We start from the raw sequence: 22,953 nt of genomic DNA on the forward strand, positions 1-22,953 counted from the left end.
TCTCCGGAGCGTCTGGCGAGTTAATAACAAACTCTCAAAAGGAGCACAAAATGACTGCGCTGAACCTGATTCCCGGCCAACTGAGCCTGGCCCAACTGCGTGACGTCTACCAGAATCCGGTCAAGCTGACGCTCGACAACAGCGCATCGCAGCAGATCGAAGCCAGCGTTGCCTGCGTCGAGCAGATCCTCGCCGAGAATCGCACCGCGTACGGCATCAACACCGGTTTCGGCCTGCTGGCCTCGACGCGCATTGCCAGCGAAGACCTGGAAAACCTCCAGCGTTCGCTGGTGTTGTCCCACGCCGCCGGCGTTGGCCAGCCGATCAGCGACGAACTGGTGCGGCTGATCATGGTGCTCAAGGTCAACAGCCTCAGCCGTGGTTTCTCCGGTATCCGCCGCGTGGTGATTGATGCGCTGATCGCGCTGATCAATGCCGAGGTCTATCCGCACATTCCGTTGAAAGGTTCGGTGGGTGCTTCGGGTGACCTCGCGCCATTGGCGCACATGTCGCTGGTGCTGCTGGGCGAGGGCAAGGCGCGCTACAAGGGCGAGTGGATGGAGGCTGTTGAAGCGCTGAAAGTCGCCGGCCTGACACCGCTGACGTTGGCGGCGAAAGAAGGTCTGGCGTTGCTTAACGGTACTCAGGTTTCTACTGCATTCGCGCTGCGTGGATTGTTTGAAGGTGAAGATTTGTTTGCCGGCGCGTTGGCGTTGGGCGGTCTGACGGTTGAAGCGGTTTTGGGTTCGCGTTCGCCGTTCGATGCACGCATTCATGCGGCGCGTGGCCAGAAAGGTCAGATCGATGCGGCTGCGGCTTATCGTGATCTACTCGGTGAGCGCAGCGAAGTTTCTGATTCGCACCAGAACTGCGAGAAAGTTCAGGATCCGTACTCGCTGCGCTGCCAGCCGCAAGTCATGGGCGCGTGCCTGACTCAGTTCCGTCAGGCCGCTGAGGTGCTCGCGGTTGAAGCCAATGCGGTGTCCGATAACCCGCTGGTCTTCGCTGCTGAAGGCGATGTGATTTCCGGCGGTAACTTCCACGCCGAACCAGTGGCCATGGCTGCTGACAACATGGCCTTGGCCATCGCTGAAATCGGCTCGCTGAGCGAACGCCGCATCTCCCTGATGATGGACAAGCACATGTCGCAACTGCCGCCGTTCCTGGTGGCCAATGGCGGGGTGAACTCCGGTTTCATGATTGCTCAGGTGACCGCTGCGGCGTTGGCCAGCGAAAACAAAGCACTGTCCCATCCGCATTCGGTGGACAGCCTGCCGACCTCGGCCAACCAGGAAGACCATGTATCGATGGCGCCGGCGGCGGGCAAGCGTCTGTGGGAAATGGCCGAAAACACGCGCGGGATTCTTGCGGTGGAATGGCTCGCGGCGGTGCAAGGGCTGGACCTGCGTAATGGTCTGAAGACCTCGGCGAAGCTGGAGCAGGCGCGGGCTATTCTGCGCAAGGAAGTGCCGTTCTATGAGAAGGACCGTTTTTTTGCGCCGGACATTAATGCGGCGACTGAGTTGTTGGCTTCGCGCTGTTTGACTGAGCTGGTTTCGGCGAAGTTGCTGCCTAGTTTGTAAGTGTGTTTTCAGGGGGAGTTTTGTTGTTAGTGAAATCGATCCCCCTCACCTGATCTGGCTTAATGATTCTGGACACCCCTAAAGGGCGTTAATCTACGCCCAACGACGAGGTGTGATTTGACCAGACGCTATTTTTCGACAGATTTCAAACGGGACGCGGCTTGCCTGGTTTTGGATAAAGATTATTCGGTGAGCGAAGCCTGTGAAGCAATGGGTGTAGGCCCTACAGCTCTGCGCCGCTGGGTTGAGCAACTGCGTGCAGAGCGCAGCGGGAAGACACCTGAGAAGTCCAAGGCCATGACCGCTGACCAACAACGCATCCAGGAACTGGAAGCAACAATCCGACGGATTGAGCGCGAGAAGGAAATTTTAAAAAAGGCTACTGCTCTCTTGATGTCGGATTCCCTCGATCGGTAAAGCTGGTCGAGGAGTTAAGCGAGCAATATCCAAGATCCGAGTTGTGTGGCGTATTTGGTATCAACCGCAGCAGTTATTACGAGCGTCTGAAACGGCGGACAAAAGTGGATGTCGAGCGCGATCGCCTCAAGATCAAGGCTGCCGAACTACATGAGCAAAGTCGCGGCTCAATGGGCGCGCGCAGCCTGGCAAAGGCGTTGTGTAACGAAAAGGAGTCGGTAGGTCGTTACATGGCTCGTAGCCTGATGCGCGAGATCGGATTGAAGAGCCAGCAACGGCGCAGGCATCGTTACAAACCTAGCGGCGCGGAGGCTCAATACGCCCCTAATCATTTGCAGCGTAAATTCAACGTTGAGGCGCCCAATCAAGTGTGGTGTGGCGACGTGACTTACATTTGGGCCGGTACTTACTGGGTTTATCTGGCCGCGGTACTAGACCTGTATGCCCGACGCATCGTCGGCTGGGCGATATCCAGGAGTCCCGATTCGGCTCTGACCTGTAAAGCGTTGAAGATGGCTTTCGAGTCGCGAGGACGTCCTGCAAACCTGATGTTCCATTCGGATCAGGGCTGCCATTACAGCAGTAAAATGTTTCGTGAAACGCTGTCGGAGATGCGGATAAAACAAAGCATGAGTCGACGAGGAAACTGCTGGGATAACGCCCCGATGGAGCGTTTCTTCGGCAGTTTGAAATCTGAATGGATACCCAAGGCTGGCTACCGAAACGAAGACGAGGCCAGTACCGATGTGTTGCGCTACCTGACCCACTATTACAATCGGATCAGGCTACACAGTTACAACGGCTATCGAACTCCCGTAGCCATGGAAGCCCTGGCGGCATGAAAAAGGGTAAAACCCTATAACCGTGTCCAGTATCGTTTGACCAGATCAACCCCAGCCCTCTCCCCCAGGGGGGAGAGGGGGAAGGGAGCCGATCTTCATGGTTTTCAGAATCTGGGTTCGGCTCAGGAAATTAAGGTCGATGTACCTCGGCAAACAGCCCGGTCAGTCCTTCTTCTCCCAAGAGTGAGAGAGGGAAGGGAGCCGATCTCGGTGAGTTTCAAGGTCCAAGTTCGACACAAAGATTTCAGGTCGGCGCACCTCGACAGAACAAAACGGTCAGTCCCCTCTCCCTCCGGGAGAGGGCTAGGGTGAGGGGCTTTTCAGAGGTCACCCACCAAACCAGCCCCAACGGAGGCCAACAGTGAAAACCCTCTGGCAACACTGCCACGTCGCTACCATGGCGCAGGGCGTCTACTCGATCATCGAGGATGCGGCTATCGTAACGTCCGGCGCGCTCATTGAGTGGATCGGCCCGCGTAACCAATTGCCCGCCGGCGAATACCCAGCGGTCAATGACCTGCAAGGCGCGTGGGTCACTCCCGGCCTGATCGACTGCCACACCCACACGGTGTTCGGTGGCAACCGCAGCGGCGAATTCGAAAAACGTCTACAAGGCGTCAGCTACGCGGAAATCGCGGCATCCGGCGGCGGCATCGCCAGCACCGTGCGAGCGACTCGCGATGCCACTGAAGACGAACTGTTCGCCAGCGCCGCCAAACGCCTGAAAAGCCTGATGCGCGATGGCGTGACCACGGTCGAGATGAAATCCGGCTACGGTCTCGATCTGGTCAACGAACGCAAAATCCTCCGCGTCATCCGTCGTCTGTCCAAAGAGCTGCCGATCAGCGTGCGCAGCACTTGTCTGGCTGCCCACGCGTTGCCACCGGAGTACAAGGATCGCGCCGACGATTACATCGATCTGATTTGCTCCGAGATGCTCCCGGCCCTAGCGGCTGAAGGTCTGGTCGACGCCGTGGACGCGTTCTGCGAATACCTGGCGTTCTCGCCAGAACAGGTCGAGCGCGTGTTCATCGCCGCACAAAAACTCGGTCTGCCAGTGAAACTGCACGCCGAACAACTGTCGTCGCTGCACGGCTCCAGCCTCGCCGCGCGCTACAAGGCGTTGTCTGCCGATCACCTGGAATTCATGGACGAGGCCGACGCCATCGCCATGGCCGCAGCCGACACCGTCGCAGTGCTGCTGCCGGGCGCGTTCTATTTCCTGCGTGAAACCCAGTTGCCGCCGATGGACGCCCTGCGCAAGCACAAAGTGAAAATCGCCATCGCCAGCGACCTCAACCCCGGCACCTCGCCGGCGCTGTCGTTGCGCTTGATGCTGAACATGGCTTGCACCTGTTTCCGTATGACCCCGGAAGAAGCCTTGGCCGGCGCGACCATTCACGCCGCGCAAGCACTGGGCATGGCCGACACCCACGGTTCACTTGAAGTCGGCAAGGTTGCCGATTTTGTTGCATGGCACATCGATCGTCCGGCGGATCTGGCCTATTGGCTCGGTGGTGATCTGGACAAACGCGTCGTGCGTCACGGCGTCGAATCAAGTCTGTAGGAGAGCGGTTGTGGATAAGGTTCTGAACTTCAAACAAGGTCGCGTGCCGCTGCTGATCAGCATGCCCCACGCCGGTGTGCGTCTGACCCCTGTGGTCGAGGCCGGGTTGATCCCTGACGCGAAAAGCCTGCCGGATACCGACTGGCACATTCCGCAGCTCTACGATTTTGCTGAAGAACTGGGCGCCAGTACGTTGGCCGCCGAGTACTCGCGTTTTGTGATCGATCTGAATCGCCCCTCCGACGACAAACCGCTGTACGCCGGCGCCACCACCGGACTGTACCCGGCGACGCTGTTCGATGGCATTCCGTTGTTCCGCGAAGGGCACGAGCCGTCGAAACAAGAGCGCGCAACTTACCTTGAGCAAATCTGGACACCGTACCACCGCACGCTGCAAGAAGAGCTGGCGAGACTGAAAGCCGAGTTCGGTTACGCGCTGCTGTTCGATGCGCACTCGATCCGCTCCATCATCCCGCACCTGTTCGACGGCAAACTGCCGGACTTCAACCTCGGCACTTTCAACGGCGCCAGTTGTGATCCGCAACTGGCTGCGCAACTGGAAGCGATCTGCGCGCGCCACGGCGATTACAGTCATGTGCTCAATGGCCGTTTCAAGGGCGGCCACATCACCCGTCATTACGGCAATCCGGCCGAGAACATCCACGCCGTGCAACTGGAGTTGTGCCAGAGCACCTACATGGAAGAGTTCGAACCGTTCCGCTACCGCGCCGACCTGGCCGAGCCGACGCAAGTCGTACTCAAGAAACTGCTACAAGGCTATCTGGCCTGGGCAAAGTCTCACTACACCGGCTGATCCACCCCTGTAGGAGCTGCCGAAGGCTGCGATCTTTTGATCGTTCCCACGCTCCGCGTGGGAATGCAGCCCGTGACGCTCCGCGTCACTGGACGCGGAGCGTCCCAAGAGGCATTCCCACGCAGAGCGTGGGAACGATCAAGTCCACAGGCATGCTCATTGACGTAAATCGGGTTTATGATGCCCAACGGCAGAATAATAGAAGTCCCCCCAGGGATGACCTCGACCCCTTACGGAGCGCGCAATGCAGACTTTGTTTCCGCAGATCAAACCTCACGCCCGGCACGATCTGGCTGTCGATGACACCCATACGCTGTACGTCGACGAAAGCGGTTCACCGGAGGGTTTGCCGGTGGTGTTCATTCACGGCGGCCCCGGCGCCGGTTGCGACGCGCAGAGCCGTCGCTATTTCGATCCGAACCTGTATCGCATTGTCACCTTCGACCAGCGCGGCTGCGGACGTTCCACGCCGCATGCCAGCCTCGAGAACAACACCACCTGGGATCTGGTCGCCGACCTCGAGCGCATCCGCAAACACCTGGGCATCGACAAATGGGTGCTGTTCGGCGGCTCGTGGGGTTCGACCCTGGCGCTGGCTTACGCGCAAACCCACCCTGAGCGTGTTCACGGCTTGATCCTGCGCGGGATCTTTCTCTGCCGTCCGCAGGAAATCGAGTGGTTCTATCAGGCCGGCGCCAGCCGTCTGTTCCCCGATTACTGGCAGGACTACATCGCGCCGATTCCGCTGGACGAGCGTGATGACCTGCTCAGCGCTTTCCACAAACGCCTGATCGGCAACGACCAGATCGCCCAGATGCACGCGGCCAAAGCCTGGTCGACGTGGGAAGGGCGCACCGCCACCCTGCGGCCGAACCCGCTGGTGGTCGATCGTTTCTCCGAGCCGCAGCGCGCACTGTCGATTGCGCGGATCGAATGCCACTACTTCACTAACAATGCTTTCCTTGAGCCGAACCAATTGATTCGCGACATGGGCAAGATCGCCCATTTGCCCGGCGTGATCATTCACGGTCGCTATGACGTGATCTGCCCGCTCGACAACGCCTGGGAATTGCATCAAGCCTGGCCGAACAGCGAACTGCAGGTGATCCGCGATGCGGGCCACGCGGCCTCTGAACCGGGCATCACCGATGCACTGGTGCGCGCCGCGGGCAACATGGCCCGACGCCTGCTCGACCTGCCGCCCGAAGAAGCATGAAGGGGCTTTTGCAGCGCGTACGTGGTGCGCGGGTCGAAGTGGCAGGCGAAGTGGTGGGTGCGGTAGATCACGGTTTGCTGGTGCTGGTAGCGGTCGAACCCGACGACACGCGTACCAGCGCCGACAAACTTCTGCATAAGCTGCTTAACTATCGGGTATTCAGTGATGCGGAGGGGAAGATGAACTTGTCCCTCGCCGATGTCGGTGGTGGGTTACTGCTGGTCTCGCAGTTCACCCTCGCGGCTGACACCAAAAGCGGGTTGCGCCCGAGCTTTTCGACGGCCGCGCCACCTGCGTTGGGCGAGGAATTGTTCGACTATCTATTAAGCAGTGCGAAACAGGTGCATGGCACTGTGGCATCAGGTAGATTCGGCGCCGATATGCAGGTGCATTTGGTCAACGATGGCCCGGTTACCTTTTTGTTACAGACCTGAAAGCGCTTGAAACACCTTTTTGGGAAATTTCGACCGTTTTTAGGGTGTTTTCGCGATAAATACTTTGTTACCCCTGATGCGTTGTCATGCGGGCTACTAGATAATCGCGCGCACTGGGATCAGCGTTCGCTGATCCATTTTTCACTTAGGTAGAGACTTGTCCGGATCCGATTGGGGAATCATTTTGCCCCAGCGGAGTCGGAACAATGCTCGCCAACTTGGCAAGGGTGCTCTGGAAGGTCGGTTTTTCACTGCCGAAAGCCTCACAGGCACTTCATCTGGCCGTTGGTTTTTTGATCTGTTTTCGGCGAGGGTTGCTCGTGATTGTTAGTCCCTGTAATGCAGCAAAAATGTCTGCCAAACGCGTGCGAAGTGCCCTGGTAGCGGGTTCGGCGCTCCTGTGCCTGCTCAGCGCCGGTCAGCTTTGGGCGTTCAATCTTGACGATGTAACGGCCAAGGCCAAAGAGCTGGCCGGGCAGAAGTTCGAAGCCCCGCGCAGCAACCTGCCGAACGAATTCCGCGACATGAAGTTCGCGGACTATCAGAAAATCCGCTTCCTCACCGAAAAGGCTGAGTGGGCTGATCAGAAGACCCCGTTCAAACTGTCCTTCTATCACCAGGGTATGCATTTCGATACGCCGGTGAAAATCAACGAAATCACGGCGAACACCGTCGAAGAGATCAAATACGATCCGACGCGCTTCGATTTCGGCGACCTGAAATTCGATCCGAAAGCCACCGAACAACTGGGCTATGCCGGTTTCCGTGTGCTGTACCCGATCAACAAGGCCGACAAGCAAGACGAAATCATGACCATGCTTGGCGCGAGTTACTTCCGCGTTGTCGGCAAGGGCCACACCTACGGCCTCTCGGCCCGTGGTCTGGCGATTGATACCGCGCTGCCGTCGGGCGAAGAATTCCCGCGTTTCCGTGAGTTCTGGATTCAACAGCCGAAGCCGGGTGACAAGCACCTGGTGATCTTCGCGCTGCTGGATTCGCCGCGCGCTACCGGTGCGTACCGTCTGATCCTGCGTCCGGGCAGCGACACCATTGTCGACGTCAAAGCGCAGATGTTCCTGCGTGACAAGGTCGGCAAACTGGGCATCGCACCGCTGACCAGCATGTTCCTGTTCGGCGCCAACCAGCCGTCGAAAGTCCTCAACTACCGTCGTGAACTGCACGACTCCAGCGGTCTGTCGATCCATGCTGGCAACGGCGAGTGGATCTGGCGCCCACTGAATAACCCGAAACACCTGGCCGTGAGCAACTTCAGCATCGAGAACCCGCGTGGTTTCGGTCTGCTGCAACGTGGCCGCGACTTCAGCCACTACGAAGATCTCGACGACCGCTACGACAAGCGCCCAAGCGCCTGGATCGAGCCGAAGGGCGAGTGGGGCAAGGGCACCGTTGATCTGGTAGAGATTCCGACCGCCGACGAAACCAACGACAACATCGTTGCGTTCTGGAGTCCGGAAAAAATGCCGGAGCCGGGCCAGCCGCTGGACTTCGCTTACCGCATGCACTGGACCATGGACGAAGCGGCGATTCATGCGCCAGACAGCGCCTGGGTTTCGCAGACCCTGCGTTCGACCGGTGACGTCAAGCAATCGAACCTGATCCGTCAGCCGGATGGCAGCGTTGCTTACCTGGTCGACTTCGAAGGTCCATCGCTCGCCGCACTGACCCCGGATGCCGACGTGCGCAGTCAGGTCAGTGTTGGCGACAACGCCGAGCTGGTTGAAAACAGCGTGCGCTACAACCCGGAAACCAAGGGCTGGCGCTTGACCCTGCGGATGAAAATCAAGGACCCGAGCAAGTCGACCGAGATGCGTGCCGCACTGGTTCAACCAGTCGTGACCGCTGATCTGGCGAAATCGGTGCCGGCGTCCAACTCGTCCGTCGCCAAGGCCGACAAGGTTGCCGCCAAGCAGCAAGAGAAAATCGACAAGGAAGCCAAGGCAGCCGAGGCCAAGCAGGCCGACGCCAAGCCAGCGGCAGAAGCCAAGGACAAGGCCAACAAAGACGCCAAGCAGCCTGTTGCTGCCGACGCGGCCCCAGCCACACCGGAATCGGCACCGACTGAAGAAGTCCTGACCGAGACCTGGAGCTATCAGTTGCCTGCCGATGAGTAACTCTCAAGTACAGCCAGAGACTCTGTCCGAGTATCTGGCGCATCTGCCGATGACCGACGAGCAGCGCGCGGAACTCGCGGGCTGCCAGTCGTTCAGCGAGTTGCATGAACGCCTGTCGTCCTCGACATTCGACGCGCCTGCCGAGGCCGCCCAGGCTTCGGTGGGCAAGCGCCTGATTCTGAGCACTGCCGAACAGCTTGAAGAAGCGGAAATGCTGGTGCTTGACGCCAGCGGCCGCGTCAGTTTGAAGGCAACGCCGCCGATCCGTCGGACCAAAGTCGTGCCGGAGCCGTGGCGCACCAATATTCTGGTGCGTGGCTGGCGCCGCATGACCGGTCGCACCAACCCGCCGCAACCGCCGAAAGACGAAAACGTCTTGCCGGCCGCGCGCTGGCGCACGGTCGGTTCGATCCGTCGCTACATTCTGTTGCTGCTGATGCTCGGCCAGACCATCGTTGCCGGCTGGTACATGAAAGGCATCATGCCGTACCAGGGCTGGTCGTTCGTCGATCTGGAAGAAGTCCTGCATCAACCGCTGCTGCAAACCGCCACGCAAGTGCTGCCGTACGCGTTGCAAACCAGCATTCTGATTCTGTTCGGGATTCTGTTCTGCTGGGTGTCGGCCGGTTTCTGGACCGCGCTGATGGGCTTCCTTGAGTTGCTCACCGGTCACGATAAATACCGTATCTCCGGCAAAAGCGCCGGCAACGAGCCGATTGCCAAAGACGCGCGTACCGCGTTGGTCATGCCGATCTGCAACGAAGACGTACCGCGTGTTTTCGCCGGTCTGCGTGCTACGTTCGAATCGGTGGCTGCCACCGGTGATCTGGATCGCTTCGACTTCTTCGTCCTCAGCGACAGTAACGACACCGATATCTGCGTGGCCGAGCAGCAGGCCTGGCTGGACGTCTGCCGCGAAGCCAAGGGCTTCGGCAAGATCTTCTATCGCCGCCGTCGCCGTCGTGTAAAACGCAAGAGCGGCAACCTCGACGACTTCTGCCGTCGTTGGGGCGGTGACTACAAATACATGGTCGTCCTCGACGCCGACTCGGTAATGAGCGGCGAGTGCCTGACCAGTCTGGTGCGCTTGATGGAAGCCACGCCGGACGCCGGGATCATCCAGACCGCGCCGCGTGCGTCGGGCATGGACACGCTGTACGCGCGCATGCAGCAGTTCGCCACCCGCGTGTATGGCCCGCTGTTCACCGCCGGTCTGCACTTCTGGCAGTTGGGTGAATCCCACTACTGGGGTCACAACGCGATCATTCGCATGAAGCCGTTCATCGACCACTGCGCCCTGGCGCCGTTGCCGGGTAAAGGGGCGTTCTCCGGTGCGATTCTGTCTCACGACTTCGTTGAAGCCGCGCTGATGCGCCGTGCCGGTTGGGGCGTATGGATTGCCTACGACTTGCCGGGCAGCTACGAAGAATTGCCGCCAAACCTGCTCGACGAACTCAAGCGTGACCGTCGCTGGTGCCACGGCAACCTGATGAACTTCCGTCTGTTCCTGGTCAAAGGCATGCACCCGGTGCACCGTGCGGTGTTCCTGACCGGCGTGATGTCGTACCTGTCGGCGCCGTTGTGGTTCTTCTTCCTGGTGTTGTCGACCGCGCTGCTGGCGGTGAACACGCTGATGGAGCCGCAGTACTTCCTCGAACCGCGTCAGCTCTATCCGCTGTGGCCACAATGGCACCCGGACAAGGCGATCGCGCTGTTCTCGACGACCATCGTGCTGCTGTTCCTGCCGAAACTGTTGAGCATCATCCTGATCTGGGCCAAGGGCGCGAAAGAGTTCGGCGGCAAGTTCAAGGTGACCCTGTCGATGCTGCTGGAGATGCTGTTCTCCATACTGCTGGCGCCGGTGCGGATGATTTTCCACACCCGTTTCGTCCTCGCCGCGTTCCTCGGCTGGGCCGCGACCTGGAACTCGCCGCAACGTGACGACGACTCGACGCCTTGGAGCGAAGCGGTCAAACGCCACGGCCCGCAGACCCTGTTGGGTTTCTGCTGGGCGCTGCTGGTGATCTGGCTGAACCCAAGCTTCCTCTGGTGGCTGGTGCCGATCGTTGGTTCGCTGATGTTGTCGATTCCGGTGTCGGTGATTTCCAGTCGTGTTGGTCTGGGCCTGAAGTCCCGTGACGAGAGCCTGTTCCTCATCCCTGAGGAATACAACCCGCCACAGGCGCTGCTGGCGACCGATCAGTACACCCACGAAAACCGTTACCACGCCCTCAACGACGGCTTCGTCCGCGCGGTGGTCGATCCTCAGCAGAACGCTTTGGCGTGCTCGCTGGCGACCTCCCGTCACGGCCAGGCCGAACCGATTGAATGGCTGCGTCAGGAACGTGTGCGTCACGCGCTCAAGGTTGGCCCTGCGGGGTTGAACAACCATGATCGTCTGCAATTGCTGAGCGATCCTGTGGCGCTGGCGCGTTTGCATGAGCAGGTCTGGGCGGAAGGTCACGCTGAGTGGCTGGATGCATGGCGCGCTTCGGTGAAAGCCGATCCGCATGCGCCGCCATTGCCGTTGCGACCGCTGAGCTTGCAGGCGCAACCGGCCTGATGAAGAAACCCCGCGATGTTGCGGGGTTTTTTTTGCCTGCTGAAAAGCCCCTCACCCTAACCCTCTCCCAGAGGGAGAGGGGACCGACCGAGGTGTCTGGCGCTCTCCATCGACCTGAAACATCGAGTCGATTATGGATTCGGCAAATCCGATTCAGGTCGGCGTATTCCTGAAGCATCCCCCGATCGGCCCCCTCTCCCTCCGGGAGAGGGCTGGGGTGAGGGTGTGCTCTTGATCTTCAAACAAATCCCCGATTAAACCTTGTGCAAAAAAACGAGTGCGTTAGCATCCGTCCCCGAATTGGCGCACCCGGGTTTTTTTGCCCGTCTCTGTTGGTTTTCGCGCCGCAAACGCAATGGTTTTGGGGACTTGAAGATGAAGAAGTATCTGTCGATGCTGCTGGTTGGCGTCACGGCACTGGTTGCAGTCAATGCGGCGCAGGCAGGCGCAATCGATGACGCGGTCAAGCGCGGCACGTTGAAAGTCGGTATGGATCCGACCTACATGCCGTTCGAAATGACCAACAAACGCGGCGAAATCATCGGCTTCGAAGTCGACATCCTCAAAGCCATGTCCAAGGCCATGGGCGTCAAGCTGGAACTGGTTTCCACCGGTTACGACGGCATCATCCCGGCGCTGATGACCGACAAGTTCGACATGATCGGCAGCGGCATGACCCTGACCCAGGAACGCAACCTGCGCCTGAACTTCAGCGAACCGTTCATCGTCGTTGGCCAGACTCTGCTGATCCGCAAGGAACTGGAAGGCACCATCAAGTCCTACAAAGACCTGAACACCGCCGAATACCGCATCACCTCCAAGCTCGGTACCACCGGCGAAATGGTCGCCAAGAAGCTGATCTCCAAAGCCAAGTACCACGGCTACGACAACGAGCAGGAAGCCGTGCTCGACGTGGTTAACGGCAAGGCTGACGCCTTCATTTATGACGCCCCGTACAACGTGGTCGCGGTGACCAAGGTCGGCGCCGGCAAACTGGTGTTCCTCGACAAGCCGTTCACCTACGAACCTTTGGCGTTTGGTCTGAAGAAGGGTGATTACGACAGCCTCAACTTCATCAACAACTTCCTGCACCAGATCCACGAGGACGGCACCTACGATCGCATCCATGACAAGTGGTTCAAGAGCACCGAGTGGCTCAAGGACATGGAATAACGCGCATCCGCTGATCGTTCCCACGCTCTGCGTGGGAACGCATCCTGTGACGCTCCGCGTCACGAACAGGCAGGGACGCAGAGCGTCCCGAGCGGCATTCCCACGCAGAGCGTGGGAACGATCATCCGAGAACCTGCAATGAAACAGAAAAAAGCCCAATGGCCCTGGCACGTCCTCACCGTGCTGGTGCTGGTCGGCCTGGCGGGCGCGTTGTATTACGCGACGTCGCTGATGTCCTACGAATGGCGCTGGAACCGCGTGCCGCAGTACTTCGCCTATCAGGCCGAAGAAAGCCAGCGTGCCACGGACATTTCCACCGTCACGGAGTTGGTGCGCACGGGCAGCAGCGCGCAAGTCACCCTGCGCAACGACGCCGGTGACGAGCAGCACCTGACCGTCGACGAGAACAGCCTGCAATTCGCTCAGGGTGACGATGTCGCTGAAGGCGACGTCGTGGGCGTCACTCGCCATTGGGCGGCAGGACCGTTGTTGTGGGGGCTGTGGACGACGCTTTGGCTGTCGGTGGTGTCCGGGATTCTGGGATTGCTGATCGGTCTGGTCACTGGCTTGTGCCGGCTGTCGAACAACCCGACCCTGCGTGACCTCTCGACCATTTATGTCGAACTGGTGCGCGGCACGCCGCTGCTGGTGCAGATCTTCATTTTCTATTTCTTCATCGGCACGGTGATGAACCTGTCCCGCGAGTTCGCCGGGATCGCCGCGCTGTCGCTGTTCACTGGCGCCTACGTGGCCGAGATCATCCGTTCCGGCGTGCAGTCGATCGCCCGTGGCCAGAACGAAGCGGCGCGTTCGCTCGGCCTGAGTGCCGGCCAGTCGATGCGCCACGTGGTACTGCCGCAAGCGCTGAAACGCGTGCTGCCGCCGCTGGCCGGGCAGTTCATCAGTCTGGTCAAGGACACCTCGCTGGTGTCGGTAATCGCCATCACCGAGCTGCTGAAAAGCGGCCGTGAAGTCATCACCACGTCGTTCTCGCCGTTCGAAATCCTGTTCTGCGTCGCCGGTCTGTACCTGTTGATCAACCTGCCGCTGTCGAAAATCGCCAGCCGGCTTGAGCGGAGGCTCGCGCAAAGTGATTGAAGTCCGCGATCTGGTAAAAGTCTTCGACACCCGTGGGCAAGTTGTGCGCGCGGTGGATAACGTCAGCACCACGGTAGCCAAGGGCGAAGTGTTGGTGGTGATCGGCCCGTCGGGTTCCGGAAAATCGACATTCCTGCGTTGCCTCAATGGCCTGGAAGAATTCGATTCCGGTTCGGTGAGCATCGACGGTCTGCAACTGGCCGACCCGAAAACCGACGTCAACGCCTACCGTCGTGAAGTCGGCATGGTGTTTCAGCATTTCAACCTGTTCCCGCACATGACCGTGCTGGAAAACCTCTGTCTGGCGCAGAAAGTCGTGCGCAAGCGTGGCAAGAAAGAGCGCGAGGCCAAGGCGATGGAGTTGCTGAAAAAGGTCGGTATCGCACAAAAAGCCAACGAGTTTCCATCACGCCTGTCCGGCGGTCAGCAACAGCGCGTGGCCATTGCCCGGGCGCTGGCGATGGAACCGAAAGTGATGTTGTTCGACGAGCCAACTTCGGCGCTCGACCCGGAAATGGTCGGTGAGGTGCTGGACGTGATGAAGAACCTGGCCGTCGAGGGCATGACCATGGTCTGCGTCACCCACGAAATGGGCTTTGCCCGGGAAGTGGCGGATCGGGTGCTGTTTTTCGATCACGGCAAGTTGCTGGAAGATGCCGCACCGGCAGCGTTCTTTGATGCACCGAAGGATCCGCGTGCTCAGGCTTTCTTGCGTCAGGTCCTGTAGTACCTGATCGTTCCCACGCTCCGCGTGGGAACGCCGCCCGGGACGCTCCGCGTCCCTTTGCATGCGCGACGCGGAGCGTCGCAGGATGCATTCCCACGCAGAGCGTGGGAACGATCGTTGGGCTAGACCTTGAACCGCCCCACCAGCATCTGCAGGTGATTGCCCAGGCGCGCCAACTCAACGCTGGACGCCGCGGTCTCTTCACTCGCCGCCGACGTCTGATCCGACACGTCCCGCACATTCAGCACGCTACGGTTGATCTCTTCAGCCACCGCGCTCTGCTGCTCGGCGGCCGCTGCGATCTGCTGGTTCATCGCCTGAATCGCCGACACGGTGCGCGTGATGCTTTCCAGCGAACCGCCGGCACGGCGGGTCAGCTCAACGCTGCTGTCGGTCAATGTGCGGCTGTTGTCCATGATCGTCGCCACTTGCTGAGTGCCGTTCTGCAGGCCGACGATCAGCTCTTCGATCTCTTCGGTGGACTTCTGCGTGCGCTGCGCGAGGCTGCGAACTTCATCGGCAACTACCGCGAAACCACGCCCGGCTTCACCGGCACGCGCGGCCTCGATGGCCGCGTTGAGGGCCAGCAGGTTGGTTTGCTGGGCCACGGATTTGATCACGTCGAGGACGCTGCCGATCTTGTCGCTCTCGCGCTTGAGCTCGCCCATGGCTTCGGTGGAGTGACCGACTTCAACGGCCAGACGCTCGATCTGCGCAATCGCTTCGCCAACGACTTTGTCGCCTTCACGGGCCTGCTGGTCAGCGGCAACGGCGGCTTCGGAAGCCTCCTCGGCATTGCGCGCAACTTCCTGCACGGTGGCGGCCATCTCGTTCATGGCCGTGGCGACCTGGTCGGTCTCGATCTTCTGATTGTTGACCCCGGCGCTGGTCTGCTCGGTCACGGCCGAAAGTTCTTCAGCGGCGCTGGCAATCTGGGTAACGCCATCGCTGATCCCGCCGACCAGCTCACGCAGGCCTTGGGTCATGCTCTGCATCGAACGTTGCAGTTGGCCAAGTTCATCGCGGCGCAGGGACACCAGATTGTGGGTCAGGTCACCGGCAGCTACGCGTTCGGCGACTTTAAGGGTCTGGTTCAGGGGGATGATGATCTGGCGGGTGATCGCCCAAGCGGCCAACAACCCGAACGCCACGGCGAGCAGGGTGGCGATGATCAGCATGTTTTTGGCATGCGCGGCATCGGTGTCGCGCACCACGGTTTGCGATTCAGTGAGTTTCTTGCTGACGTCGATGAGAATGTCGCCCTGAGTCGACATGCGCGCGGCGGCCTTGGCGTTGTTGACCTGCGAATCGCGGAACTGAGCGACCGCTGCGCGATAGGCTTTGATCGAGTCGGTCGCCTGTTGCAGGTTGGCGATGTGCTGTTCCGGCAATTTGGCCGGCAGGCTGTCGAGGTTTTTCAGGGCGTTGTCGATGGCGTCCAGCGCCGGTTGCTCAGCTTCGACCTTACCGCTGTAGGTGTAGCCGCGCACTTGGTAGCGTGCTTGCTGCAGCAGTTTGCTCAACTCGATCACGCTGTTGAATTGCGCGACGCTGTCACCCGCCAGCATGGATTTTTCCACTTCCGCGACTTTCGCCACGGCGTTGTCGGCACTCGCGCCAAGCTTGCTGCGGGCGTCTTCGCGCTGCACGGTGGCTTGGGTCATGTCGGCAAAAGCGCGTTTGTATTCGGCAACGGCGGCCAGTTGTTGATCGACCATCGCCGCGTCGGACGGCTGTTCAATCAGGCTGCGCGCGGTTTGCAGGCCGCTGTCGAGTTTGCCGAGCAGGTCGTTGACCACGCCCGGGCCTTGTTCACCGCGGCGTGCTTCGTAGTCCAGACGCGCCAGGCGCAGATCCTTGGTCAGCTCGTTGAGGCTGGAGATAAAACCCAGCTTGTCACCACGGCTGATGATGCCGCTCATGCCGGTCCAGCCGGTGAAGGTGATCAACAGTGTCAGCAACAGCACCAGGCCGAAACCGATGCCCAGCTTGCGTTTGACGCTGACGTTTCCAAGATTCTCGGCTAACCAACGGTACATGCGACGACTCCCCGACCACTAATTGGACTTATGGAGAGGGTATCGGCCAAATGATAGCAATCTGTAACACCATTTATCTGGTGCGAAGATCAGAAGAGCCGGGCGAGCAGGGCGGTGACGGCGGTTTCGACGCGCAGGATACGTTCGCCGAGTTGCACCGGTTGCAGGCCGGACTTGGCCAGCAGATCGATTTCGTAAGGAATCCAGCCGCCTTCAGGGCCGATGGCCAGTGTCACCGGTTCGCTGAGCGCGCGCGGGCACGGCGGGTAGTTGCCGGGATGGCCGACCAGACCGAGAGTGCCTTCGGTAATCGCCGGCAGCCGGTCTTCAACGAAAGGCTTGAAGCGCTTCTCGATGATGATTTCCGGCAGCACCGTGTCACGGGCCTGTTCGAGGCCGAGAATAAGTTGCTCACGAATCGCTTCAGGCTCAAGAAACGGCGTCTGCCAGAAACTCTTCTCGACGCGGTAGCTGTTGACCAGAATCACCTTCGACACGCCCATGGTCGCCACGGTCTGAAACACCCGGCGAAGCATTTTCGGACGCGGCAGCGCTAGCACGAGAGTCAGCGGCAGTTTGGCCGGTGGCGGCTGATCGAGAGTGACGCGCAGCTCAGCTTCGCCTGTTTCCAGTCGCAGCAACTCAGCCGAACCCATCAGCCCGTTGATGCGCCCGACGCGCAGGCTGTCACCGACTTCCGAGCGGTGAACTTCCTGCATGTGCGTCAGGCGTCGATCACGCAGCACTACGCGGTCGGCCGCAATGAAATCGGCCTCTTCGAGCAACAGCAGGTTCATGCCTGGGTCGCTGGCGGCTGGTCGTTGTGGTCGTCGGCCGGGGTTTCGTCCGGACGTTCGCGCTTGCTGATCAAACCACCGAACAGAATGCCGATTTCAAACAGCATCCACATCGGCACGGCCAGCAAGGTCTGCGAGAAGATGTCCGGCGGCGTCAGGATCATGCCGACCACGAAGCAGCCGATGATCACGTACGGGCGGATTTTCTTCAGGTATTTGACGTCGACCACGCCGATCCACACCAGCAGCACCACGGCCACCGGGATCTCGAACGCCACGCCGAAGGCGAAGAACAGCGTCATGACGAAATCGAGGTAACTGGCGATGTCGGTCATCATTTCCACGCCGGCCGGGGTGGCTGCGGCGAAGAATTTGAAGATCAGCGGGAACACGAAGTAATAGGCGAACGCCATGCCGGTATAGAACAGCAGAATGCTCGACACCAGTAGCGGCACCGCAATGCGCTTCTCATGCTTGTAAAGGCCCGGCGCGATGAAGCCCCAGATCTGATGCAGAATCACCGGGATCGCGAGGAACAACGAGACCATCATCGTCAGCTTCAACGGCGTCAGGAACGGCGACGACACGTCGGTGGCGATCATCGTTGCGCCGACCGGCAGGTATTGGCGCAGCGGCGTCGAGACGAAGGTGTAAATCTGCTGGGTGAAGGCAAACAACCCGGCGAAGATGATGAAGATCGCCGCCACACAACGCAGCAGGCGGGTGCGCAACTCGGTGAGGTGCGAAACCAGCGGCATGTGCTGGTCGTTTTCGGGGAGATCGCTCATGGGGCTCGCGGCGGCAATGTTGGGTCGTGAGGCGCAGGTGTGGTCGGCGCGGCGTTTGGCGCAACGTGTTCAACAGAATGTTCCGCAACGGCTGGCGCCGGTTCTGTCGATGCTACAACGGCAGCAGGTGCTGGTGCTGGTGCTGGTGTTGGAGCAGGTGCGGCAGGCGTATGAATCGTCTGCTGACCCACATGCTCAACCGGCGTCGGCTCTTGCTGAACCGGGCTGAAGATCTTCCGCGCTTCCTGCTCCAGCGACAGAATGTGCTCGTTGTGCAGTTGCCGACGGATCTCGTCGGCACCGATTTCGCGTTCAACTTCCTGTTTGATCGCGTTGAAGCTACGCTTCAGCCGTCCGACCCACAGGCCGGCAGTGCGCGCAGCGCCCGGCAGACGCTCGGGGCCCAGCACCAGCAGGGCGACGAGGCCGACGAGCAGCAGTTCAGAGAAGCTGATACCAAACATTAGTCAGTGCTCACACGTCTTTGCGGATCGGCTCTTCGACTTTCTGCGCCTGCACGTCGATGGTGTGCGGCGGATTGGCCTGAGCGGTGGCTTGCGGCTGCACCGGTGGCACTGGTTGCGCAGGCGTCACGGTTGGATCAGCGGCCGGTTTTTCGTCATCGTTCATGGCTTTACGGAAGCCCTTGATCGATTCGCCGACGTCGGTGCCGAGGTTTTTCAGTTTCTTGGTGCCGAACACCAACACCACGACTACCAGAATGACGATCCAGTGTTTCCAGTCAAAAATGCCCATGTTGCTGTTCCTCTCTAAAAATTGTTCAGGCGGACGGGCGCGAGGCTTTCTCGACGTGTCCGGACAGGCCGAAGCGGCGATCCAGTTCATCCAGCACGGCCTGCGGATGCTGCCCCAGTTGAGCGAGCATGACCATGCTGTGGAACCACAGGTCGGCGGTCTCGTAGATCACGTCGCTGCAGTCGCCGCTGATCGCAGCGTCCTTGGCGGCAATAATGGTTTCGACCGACTCTTCGCCGACTTTCTCCAGAATCTTGTTCAAACCCTTGTGATACAGACTAGCCACATATGAGCTGTCGGCGGCTGCGCCTTTGCGCTCTTCGAGCACTTCGGCCAGGCGGGTCAGGGTGTCACTCATGTTTGTGTCCTGCGGAATAAATGGCGTGCGGGTCTTTCAGGACCGGGTCGACGGTTTTCCAGTCGCCGTTCTCGAAGACACGGTAAAAGCAGCTTTGACGGCCGGTATGGCAAGCGATGTCGCCGATCTGTTCAACCATCAGGATGATCACGTCGGCGTCACAGTCCAGACGCATTTCATGCAAGGTCTGCACATGGCCGGACTCTTCGCCCTTGCGCCACAGCTTGCCACGGGAACGTGACCAGTAGATTGCACGGTGTTCCGCAGCGGTCAGTTCGAGCGCTTCGCGGTTCATCCAGGCCATCATCAGCACACGTCCGGTCTTGTGATCCTGGGCAATCGCCGGCACCAGGCCATCAGCGTCCCACTTGATCTCGTCCAGCCAGTTATTCATCTTCAATTCCCGAAACGCAGCTACAAGCTTTGAGCTTCAAGCTGCAAGTAAAAGCAGATTGCGGTGTTCCAGTATCGTCAGGCTTGCAGCTCGCAGCTTATAACTTGCAGCTGATTCGTGCTATCGGCGAACGACCAGATACAAGCCCACGGCCACCATGATTCCGGCCGGCCAATGCCCCAATTCGTGTAGCGGGCCACCGATGGCAAGGATCACCCCACCGGCCAGATGCGCGCAACCGAGCAGGCGCAGGAACCAGTCGTCCTTGCGTTTGTGCCACGGTGGTGGTGGGTCGTAGGCGTGCGGTTGCGACATGCGTTCGAGCAGGTCGCGGGCCATGTTGGCCAGGTGCGGCAGCTGTTCGAACTGGCTCTGCACATTGCCCAGCAAGGCTTTCGGGCTGACGCGCTCGCGCATCCAGCGCTCGAGGAACGGTTGCGCGGTGTTCCACAGATCCAGATCCGGATACAGCTGACGGCCGAGGCCTTCGATGTTCAGCAAGGTCTTTTGCAGCAGCACCAGTTGCGGCTGAACTTCCATGTTGAAGCGTCGCGCAGTCTGGAACAGGCGCATCAGCACTTGGCCAAATGAAATATCTTTTAACGGTTTTTCGAAGATTGGTTCGCACACTGTGCGGATCGCCGCTTCGAATTCGTTGAGTTTGGTTTCCGCCGGGACCCAGCCCGAATCGATGTGCAGTTGCGCCACGCGACGGTAATCACGCTTGAAGAAGGCGAACAGGTTGCGCGCCAGATAATCCTGATCTTCCGGGGTCAGGCTGCCGACGATGCCGCAGTCGATCGCGATGTACTGCGGGCTCCACGGATTGACAGTGCTGACGAAGATGTTGCCCGGGTGCATGTCGGCGTGGAAGAAACTGTCGCGGAATACCTGGGTGAAGAAAATCTCCACGCCGCGTTCAGCGAGCATTTTCATGTCGGTGCGCTGGTCGGCAAGGGTCGCCAGATCCGTGACCTGAATACCGTAAATACGCTCCATCACCAGCACTTTCGGCCGGCACCAGTCCCAATAGACTTGCGGCACGTAGAGCAGCGGCGAGCCTTCGAAGTTGCGCTTCAACTGGCTGGCGTTGGCCGCTTCGCGCAGCAAATCCAATTCGTCGTAGATGGTTTTTTCGTAGTCCTGGACCACGTCGACCGGGTGCAGCAGGCGCGCATCGGCGGAGAGCTTTTCGGCGGCGCGGGCAAGGATGAACAGCCACGCCAGATCCTGCGCGATGATCGGCTTGAGGCCCGGGCGGATCACCTTGACCACCACTTCTTCGCCGGTTTTCAGTTGCGCGGCATGCACCTGCGCCACCGAGGCCGAAGCCAGCGGTTCGACGTCGAAACGGCTGAACACGTCGCTGATTTTCTTGCCGAGCTGTTCTTCGATCAGCTTGATCGACAGCTGCGAATCGAACGGCGGCACGCGATCCTGCAACAACATCAGCTCATCGGCGATGTCTTCCGGCAGCAGATCGCGGCGGGTCGAAAGGATCTGCCCGAACTTGATGAAAATCGGCCCGAGATCCTGCAACGCCAGACGCAGACGCGCACCCCGGTTCAGTTCCAGCGGCTTGCGCGGAAACCAGCGCCACGGCAGCACATAGCGCAGCGCGAGGAGGAACCAGGGCAGCGGCAGATCGAACAGCAGGTCATCGAGGCGGTAGCGGATCACGACGCGCTGGATGCGCAACAGACGGCGGACGGCAAGCAGCTTCATGCGTTATCGCTTGGGTCGAGGGATCGGGAAAGGCGCTCGAAACGCGCCTCGAGACGTTCCAGATCAAGTTTGATCCGGTCCAGTTCGCTGAACCGTGCTTCGGCTTCGCACTGCCCGACGAGGGTGCGCGATTCTTCGGCGAGGTATTCGGCGAGGTTCTGGTTGAGGCTGGCAAATCCTTGTTGATACCAGCGCGCGCGACTGCGCAGATGGCCACCGACCAGTTGCGTGGCGACAGGTCCCAGCCAGCGCGAGAGTTCGTACTCCCAATCCAGCTCGAGGTCCTGCAGCACGCCGGCCAGCTCCAGCAGCACGCCGCTGTCGCCGTCGAGTTCGACTTCCGGGGCATGCAACACCGCGGTCTTGTCTTTGCTCACGGCCAGTTTGATCAAACTGGAGGCTGGCGCACGCAGGGTGCAGTCGACGCCGGTTTCCCAGTGCGAGGCCAGCATCAAACCTTCATCGCTCGGCAGGATGAACAGTTGCAGCGCCGGGCTGCGGCAGTCGACGGCGATCACCTTGCCGGTCAAATGCGCCAGCCGCGGCAGCGCCGTGCTGTCGAGACGCAGCACCCGGTTGAGGCCGAGTTCAACGCTGGCGAGCAGCCCGGTGAGCAACATCAGGGCTTGATGCCGCGGTGCAGGGCGACGATACCTGCGGTCATGTTGTGATAGGTCACGCGGTCGAAACCGGCGTCGACCATCATCGACTTCAGCGTTTCCTGATTCGGGTGCATGCGGATCGATTCGGCCAGGTAGCGATAGCTTTCCGAGTCGTTGGTGATCAGCTTGCCCATCAACGGCATGAAGGCGAACGAGTAGGCGTCGTAGGCTTTCGACATCAGCGCGTTGGTCGGCTTGGAGAATTCCAGCACCAGCAAACGACCGCCAGGCTTGAGCACGCGCAGCATCGAACGCAGAGCGTCTTCCTTGTGCGTGACGTTGCGCAGACCGAAAGCGATGGTCACGCAGTCGAAATGGTTGTCCGGGAACGGCAGCTTTTCGGCGTCCGCCTGAACGAACTCGACGTTGCCGGCGACACCCAGATCGAGCAGGCGGTCGCGGCCAACCTTGAGCATCGATTCGTTGATGTCGGCCAGCACCACTTGGCCGGTCGGGCCGACCAGGTGCGAGAATTTTTTGGTCAGGTCACCGGTCCCGCCGGCGATGTCCAGCACGCGGTTACCGCTGCGCACGCCCGACAGTTCGATCGCGAAACGCTTCCACAAACGGTGCATGCCGCCCGACAGAAGGTCGTTCATCAGGTCGTACTTGGCGGCTACCGAGTGGAAAACCTCAGCGACTTTTTCCGCTTTCTGGCTTTCCGGAACGTTTTTGAAGCCGAAGTGAGTGGTGGGTTCGGCATCGCTGCCTTTGCGCTGATCAGTCATATCGCTGTCACCAAAAGAGAATGCGCGACATTCTAATCCCCAAGCCATGCTTTGTCTTGGAATGGCTAAAGGTAAGATGGGCAACCTTCGGGACGATTTGCCGCAGCGGCGGTCAAGATTTACCGAGACCCATTCATAGC

The 22,953-nt window shown here is 59.9% G+C and carries 21 protein-coding genes and 1 pseudogene; 11 read left to right on the forward strand and 11 right to left on the reverse strand.

The features are described 5' to 3' along the window. Positions 1-50: 50 nt before the first annotated feature. The 11 genes from hutH to ACZZ0G_RS13740 all read left to right on the forward strand — a co-directional run bounded on the left by hutH (position 51) and on the right by ACZZ0G_RS13740 (position 14,566). Entirely contained in the window at positions 51-1,583 is a 1,533-nt protein-coding gene (gene hutH / locus ACZZ0G_RS13690; RefSeq protein WP_463556476.1) for a histidine ammonia-lyase, read from the forward strand. Between the two features lie 117 nt (positions 1,584-1,700). Next, positions 1,701-2,842, forward strand: a protein-coding gene (locus tag ACZZ0G_RS13695; protein ID WP_463556477.1) for an IS3 family transposase whose coding sequence is annotated in 2 segments (ribosomal slippage) — positions 1,701-1,962 and positions 1,962-2,842 — 1,143 coding nt in all. Because the reading frame shifts where the segments join, the coding sequence is not laid out codon by codon here. A gap of 361 nt (positions 2,843-3,203) precedes the next feature. Then, the gene (hutI, locus tag ACZZ0G_RS13700) at positions 3,204-4,409 is read left to right on the forward strand and encodes an imidazolonepropionase (RefSeq protein WP_463556478.1); all 1,206 of its coding nucleotides are present in this window, start codon (positions 3,204-3,206) and stop codon (positions 4,407-4,409) included. A 10-nt stretch (positions 4,410-4,419) separates the two neighbouring features. Continuing rightward, entirely contained in the window at positions 4,420-5,223 is an 804-nt protein-coding gene (gene hutG / locus ACZZ0G_RS13705; protein ID WP_463556479.1) for an N-formylglutamate deformylase, read from the forward strand. 244 nt (positions 5,224-5,467) lie between these two features. After that, positions 5,468-6,439 (forward strand): prolyl aminopeptidase, encoded by a 972-nt coding sequence (pip, locus tag ACZZ0G_RS13710; RefSeq protein ID WP_463556480.1) that lies wholly within the window; start codon positions 5,468-5,470, stop codon positions 6,437-6,439. After that, positions 6,436-6,873 (forward strand): D-aminoacyl-tRNA deacylase, encoded by a 438-nt coding sequence (dtd, locus tag ACZZ0G_RS13715; protein WP_007909321.1) that lies wholly within the window; start codon positions 6,436-6,438, stop codon positions 6,871-6,873. Before pip ends, dtd begins: the two co-directional genes overlap by 4 nt. Positions 6,874-7,223: 350 nt before the next feature. After that, positions 7,224-9,005 (forward strand): glucan biosynthesis protein G, encoded by a 1,782-nt coding sequence (locus tag ACZZ0G_RS13720; protein ID WP_463556481.1) that lies wholly within the window; start codon positions 7,224-7,226, stop codon positions 9,003-9,005. Then, on the forward strand, positions 8,998-11,568 hold the full coding sequence (mdoH, locus tag ACZZ0G_RS13725; protein WP_463556482.1) for a glucans biosynthesis glucosyltransferase MdoH: 2,571 nt from the start codon (positions 8,998-9,000) through the stop codon (positions 11,566-11,568). The genes ACZZ0G_RS13720 and mdoH overlap by 8 nt, the downstream gene beginning before the upstream one ends. A 375-nt stretch (positions 11,569-11,943) precedes the next feature. Continuing rightward, on the forward strand, positions 11,944-12,741 hold the full coding sequence (locus tag ACZZ0G_RS13730) for a transporter substrate-binding domain-containing protein (protein WP_463556483.1): 798 nt from the start codon (positions 11,944-11,946) through the stop codon (positions 12,739-12,741). Between the two features lie 138 nt (positions 12,742-12,879). Next, positions 12,880-13,839: an amino acid ABC transporter permease gene (locus ACZZ0G_RS13735; protein WP_463556484.1), complete on the forward strand. Its 960-nt coding sequence runs from the start codon at positions 12,880-12,882 to the stop codon at positions 13,837-13,839. Beyond that, positions 13,832-14,566 (forward strand): ATP-binding cassette domain-containing protein, encoded by a 735-nt coding sequence (locus ACZZ0G_RS13740; RefSeq protein WP_016984608.1) that lies wholly within the window; start codon positions 13,832-13,834, stop codon positions 14,564-14,566. The genes ACZZ0G_RS13735 and ACZZ0G_RS13740 overlap by 8 nt, the downstream gene beginning before the upstream one ends. A 122-nt stretch (positions 14,567-14,688) precedes the next feature. On the opposite strand, the gene ACZZ0G_RS13745 is transcribed toward ACZZ0G_RS13740, so the two are convergent. The 11 genes and pseudogenes from ACZZ0G_RS13745 to ubiE all read right to left on the reverse strand — a co-directional run bounded on the left by ACZZ0G_RS13745 (position 14,689) and on the right by ubiE (position 22,813). Then, entirely contained in the window at positions 14,689-15,561 is an 873-nt protein-coding gene (locus ACZZ0G_RS13745; protein WP_435038515.1) for a methyl-accepting chemotaxis protein, read from the reverse strand. After that, positions 15,544-16,605 (reverse strand): annotated as a pseudogene (locus ACZZ0G_RS13750) (methyl-accepting chemotaxis protein); the annotation flags it as partial. The gene ACZZ0G_RS13745 and the pseudogene ACZZ0G_RS13750, both read right to left, overlap by 18 nt. A gap of 89 nt (positions 16,606-16,694) precedes the next feature. After that, on the reverse strand, positions 16,695-17,402 hold the full coding sequence (locus tag ACZZ0G_RS13755) for a 16S rRNA (uracil(1498)-N(3))-methyltransferase (protein WP_463556485.1): 708 nt from the start codon (positions 17,400-17,402) through the stop codon (positions 16,695-16,697). Next, positions 17,399-18,190: a twin-arginine translocase subunit TatC gene (tatC, locus tag ACZZ0G_RS13760; RefSeq protein WP_083367258.1), complete on the reverse strand. Its 792-nt coding sequence runs from the start codon at positions 18,188-18,190 to the stop codon at positions 17,399-17,401. The genes ACZZ0G_RS13755 and tatC overlap by 4 nt, the downstream gene beginning before the upstream one ends. Further along, the gene (tatB, locus tag ACZZ0G_RS13765) at positions 18,187-18,654 is read right to left on the reverse strand and encodes a Sec-independent protein translocase protein TatB (RefSeq protein WP_463556486.1); all 468 of its coding nucleotides are present in this window, start codon (positions 18,652-18,654) and stop codon (positions 18,187-18,189) included. Before tatB ends, tatC begins: the two co-directional genes overlap by 4 nt. A 10-nt stretch (positions 18,655-18,664) precedes the next feature. Next, on the reverse strand, positions 18,665-18,946 hold the full coding sequence (locus ACZZ0G_RS13770) for a twin-arginine translocase TatA/TatE family subunit (protein ID WP_003220847.1): 282 nt from the start codon (positions 18,944-18,946) through the stop codon (positions 18,665-18,667). Positions 18,947-18,971: 25 nt separating this feature from the next. Then, positions 18,972-19,304 carry a phosphoribosyl-ATP diphosphatase gene (locus ACZZ0G_RS13775; protein WP_007909355.1) on the reverse strand — a complete coding sequence of 111 codons (333 nt, stop codon included), beginning with the start codon at positions 19,302-19,304 and terminating at the stop codon, positions 18,972-18,974. Further along, a complete protein-coding gene (gene hisI / locus ACZZ0G_RS13780; protein ID WP_463556487.1) occupies positions 19,297-19,698 on the reverse strand; it encodes a phosphoribosyl-AMP cyclohydrolase in 402 nt (133 codons plus the stop codon). The genes ACZZ0G_RS13775 and hisI overlap by 8 nt, the downstream gene beginning before the upstream one ends. Positions 19,699-19,818: 120 nt before the next feature. Further along, the gene (gene ubiB / locus ACZZ0G_RS13785; RefSeq protein ID WP_463556488.1) at positions 19,819-21,423 is read right to left on the reverse strand and encodes a ubiquinone biosynthesis regulatory protein kinase UbiB; all 1,605 of its coding nucleotides are present in this window, start codon (positions 21,421-21,423) and stop codon (positions 19,819-19,821) included. Further along, complete coding sequence (locus ACZZ0G_RS13790) at positions 21,420-22,043, reverse strand: ubiquinone biosynthesis accessory factor UbiJ (protein WP_463556489.1); 624 nt, start codon at positions 22,041-22,043, stop codon at positions 21,420-21,422. Before ACZZ0G_RS13790 ends, ubiB begins: the two co-directional genes overlap by 4 nt. Continuing rightward, a complete protein-coding gene (ubiE, locus tag ACZZ0G_RS13795; protein ID WP_008080626.1) occupies positions 22,043-22,813 on the reverse strand; it encodes a bifunctional demethylmenaquinone methyltransferase/2-methoxy-6-polyprenyl-1,4-benzoquinol methylase UbiE in 771 nt (256 codons plus the stop codon). Before ubiE ends, ACZZ0G_RS13790 begins: the two co-directional genes overlap by 1 nt. Between the last annotated feature and the right edge of the window lie 140 nt (positions 22,814-22,953).

Source organism: Pseudomonas sp. AC169, assembly GCF_979258515.1.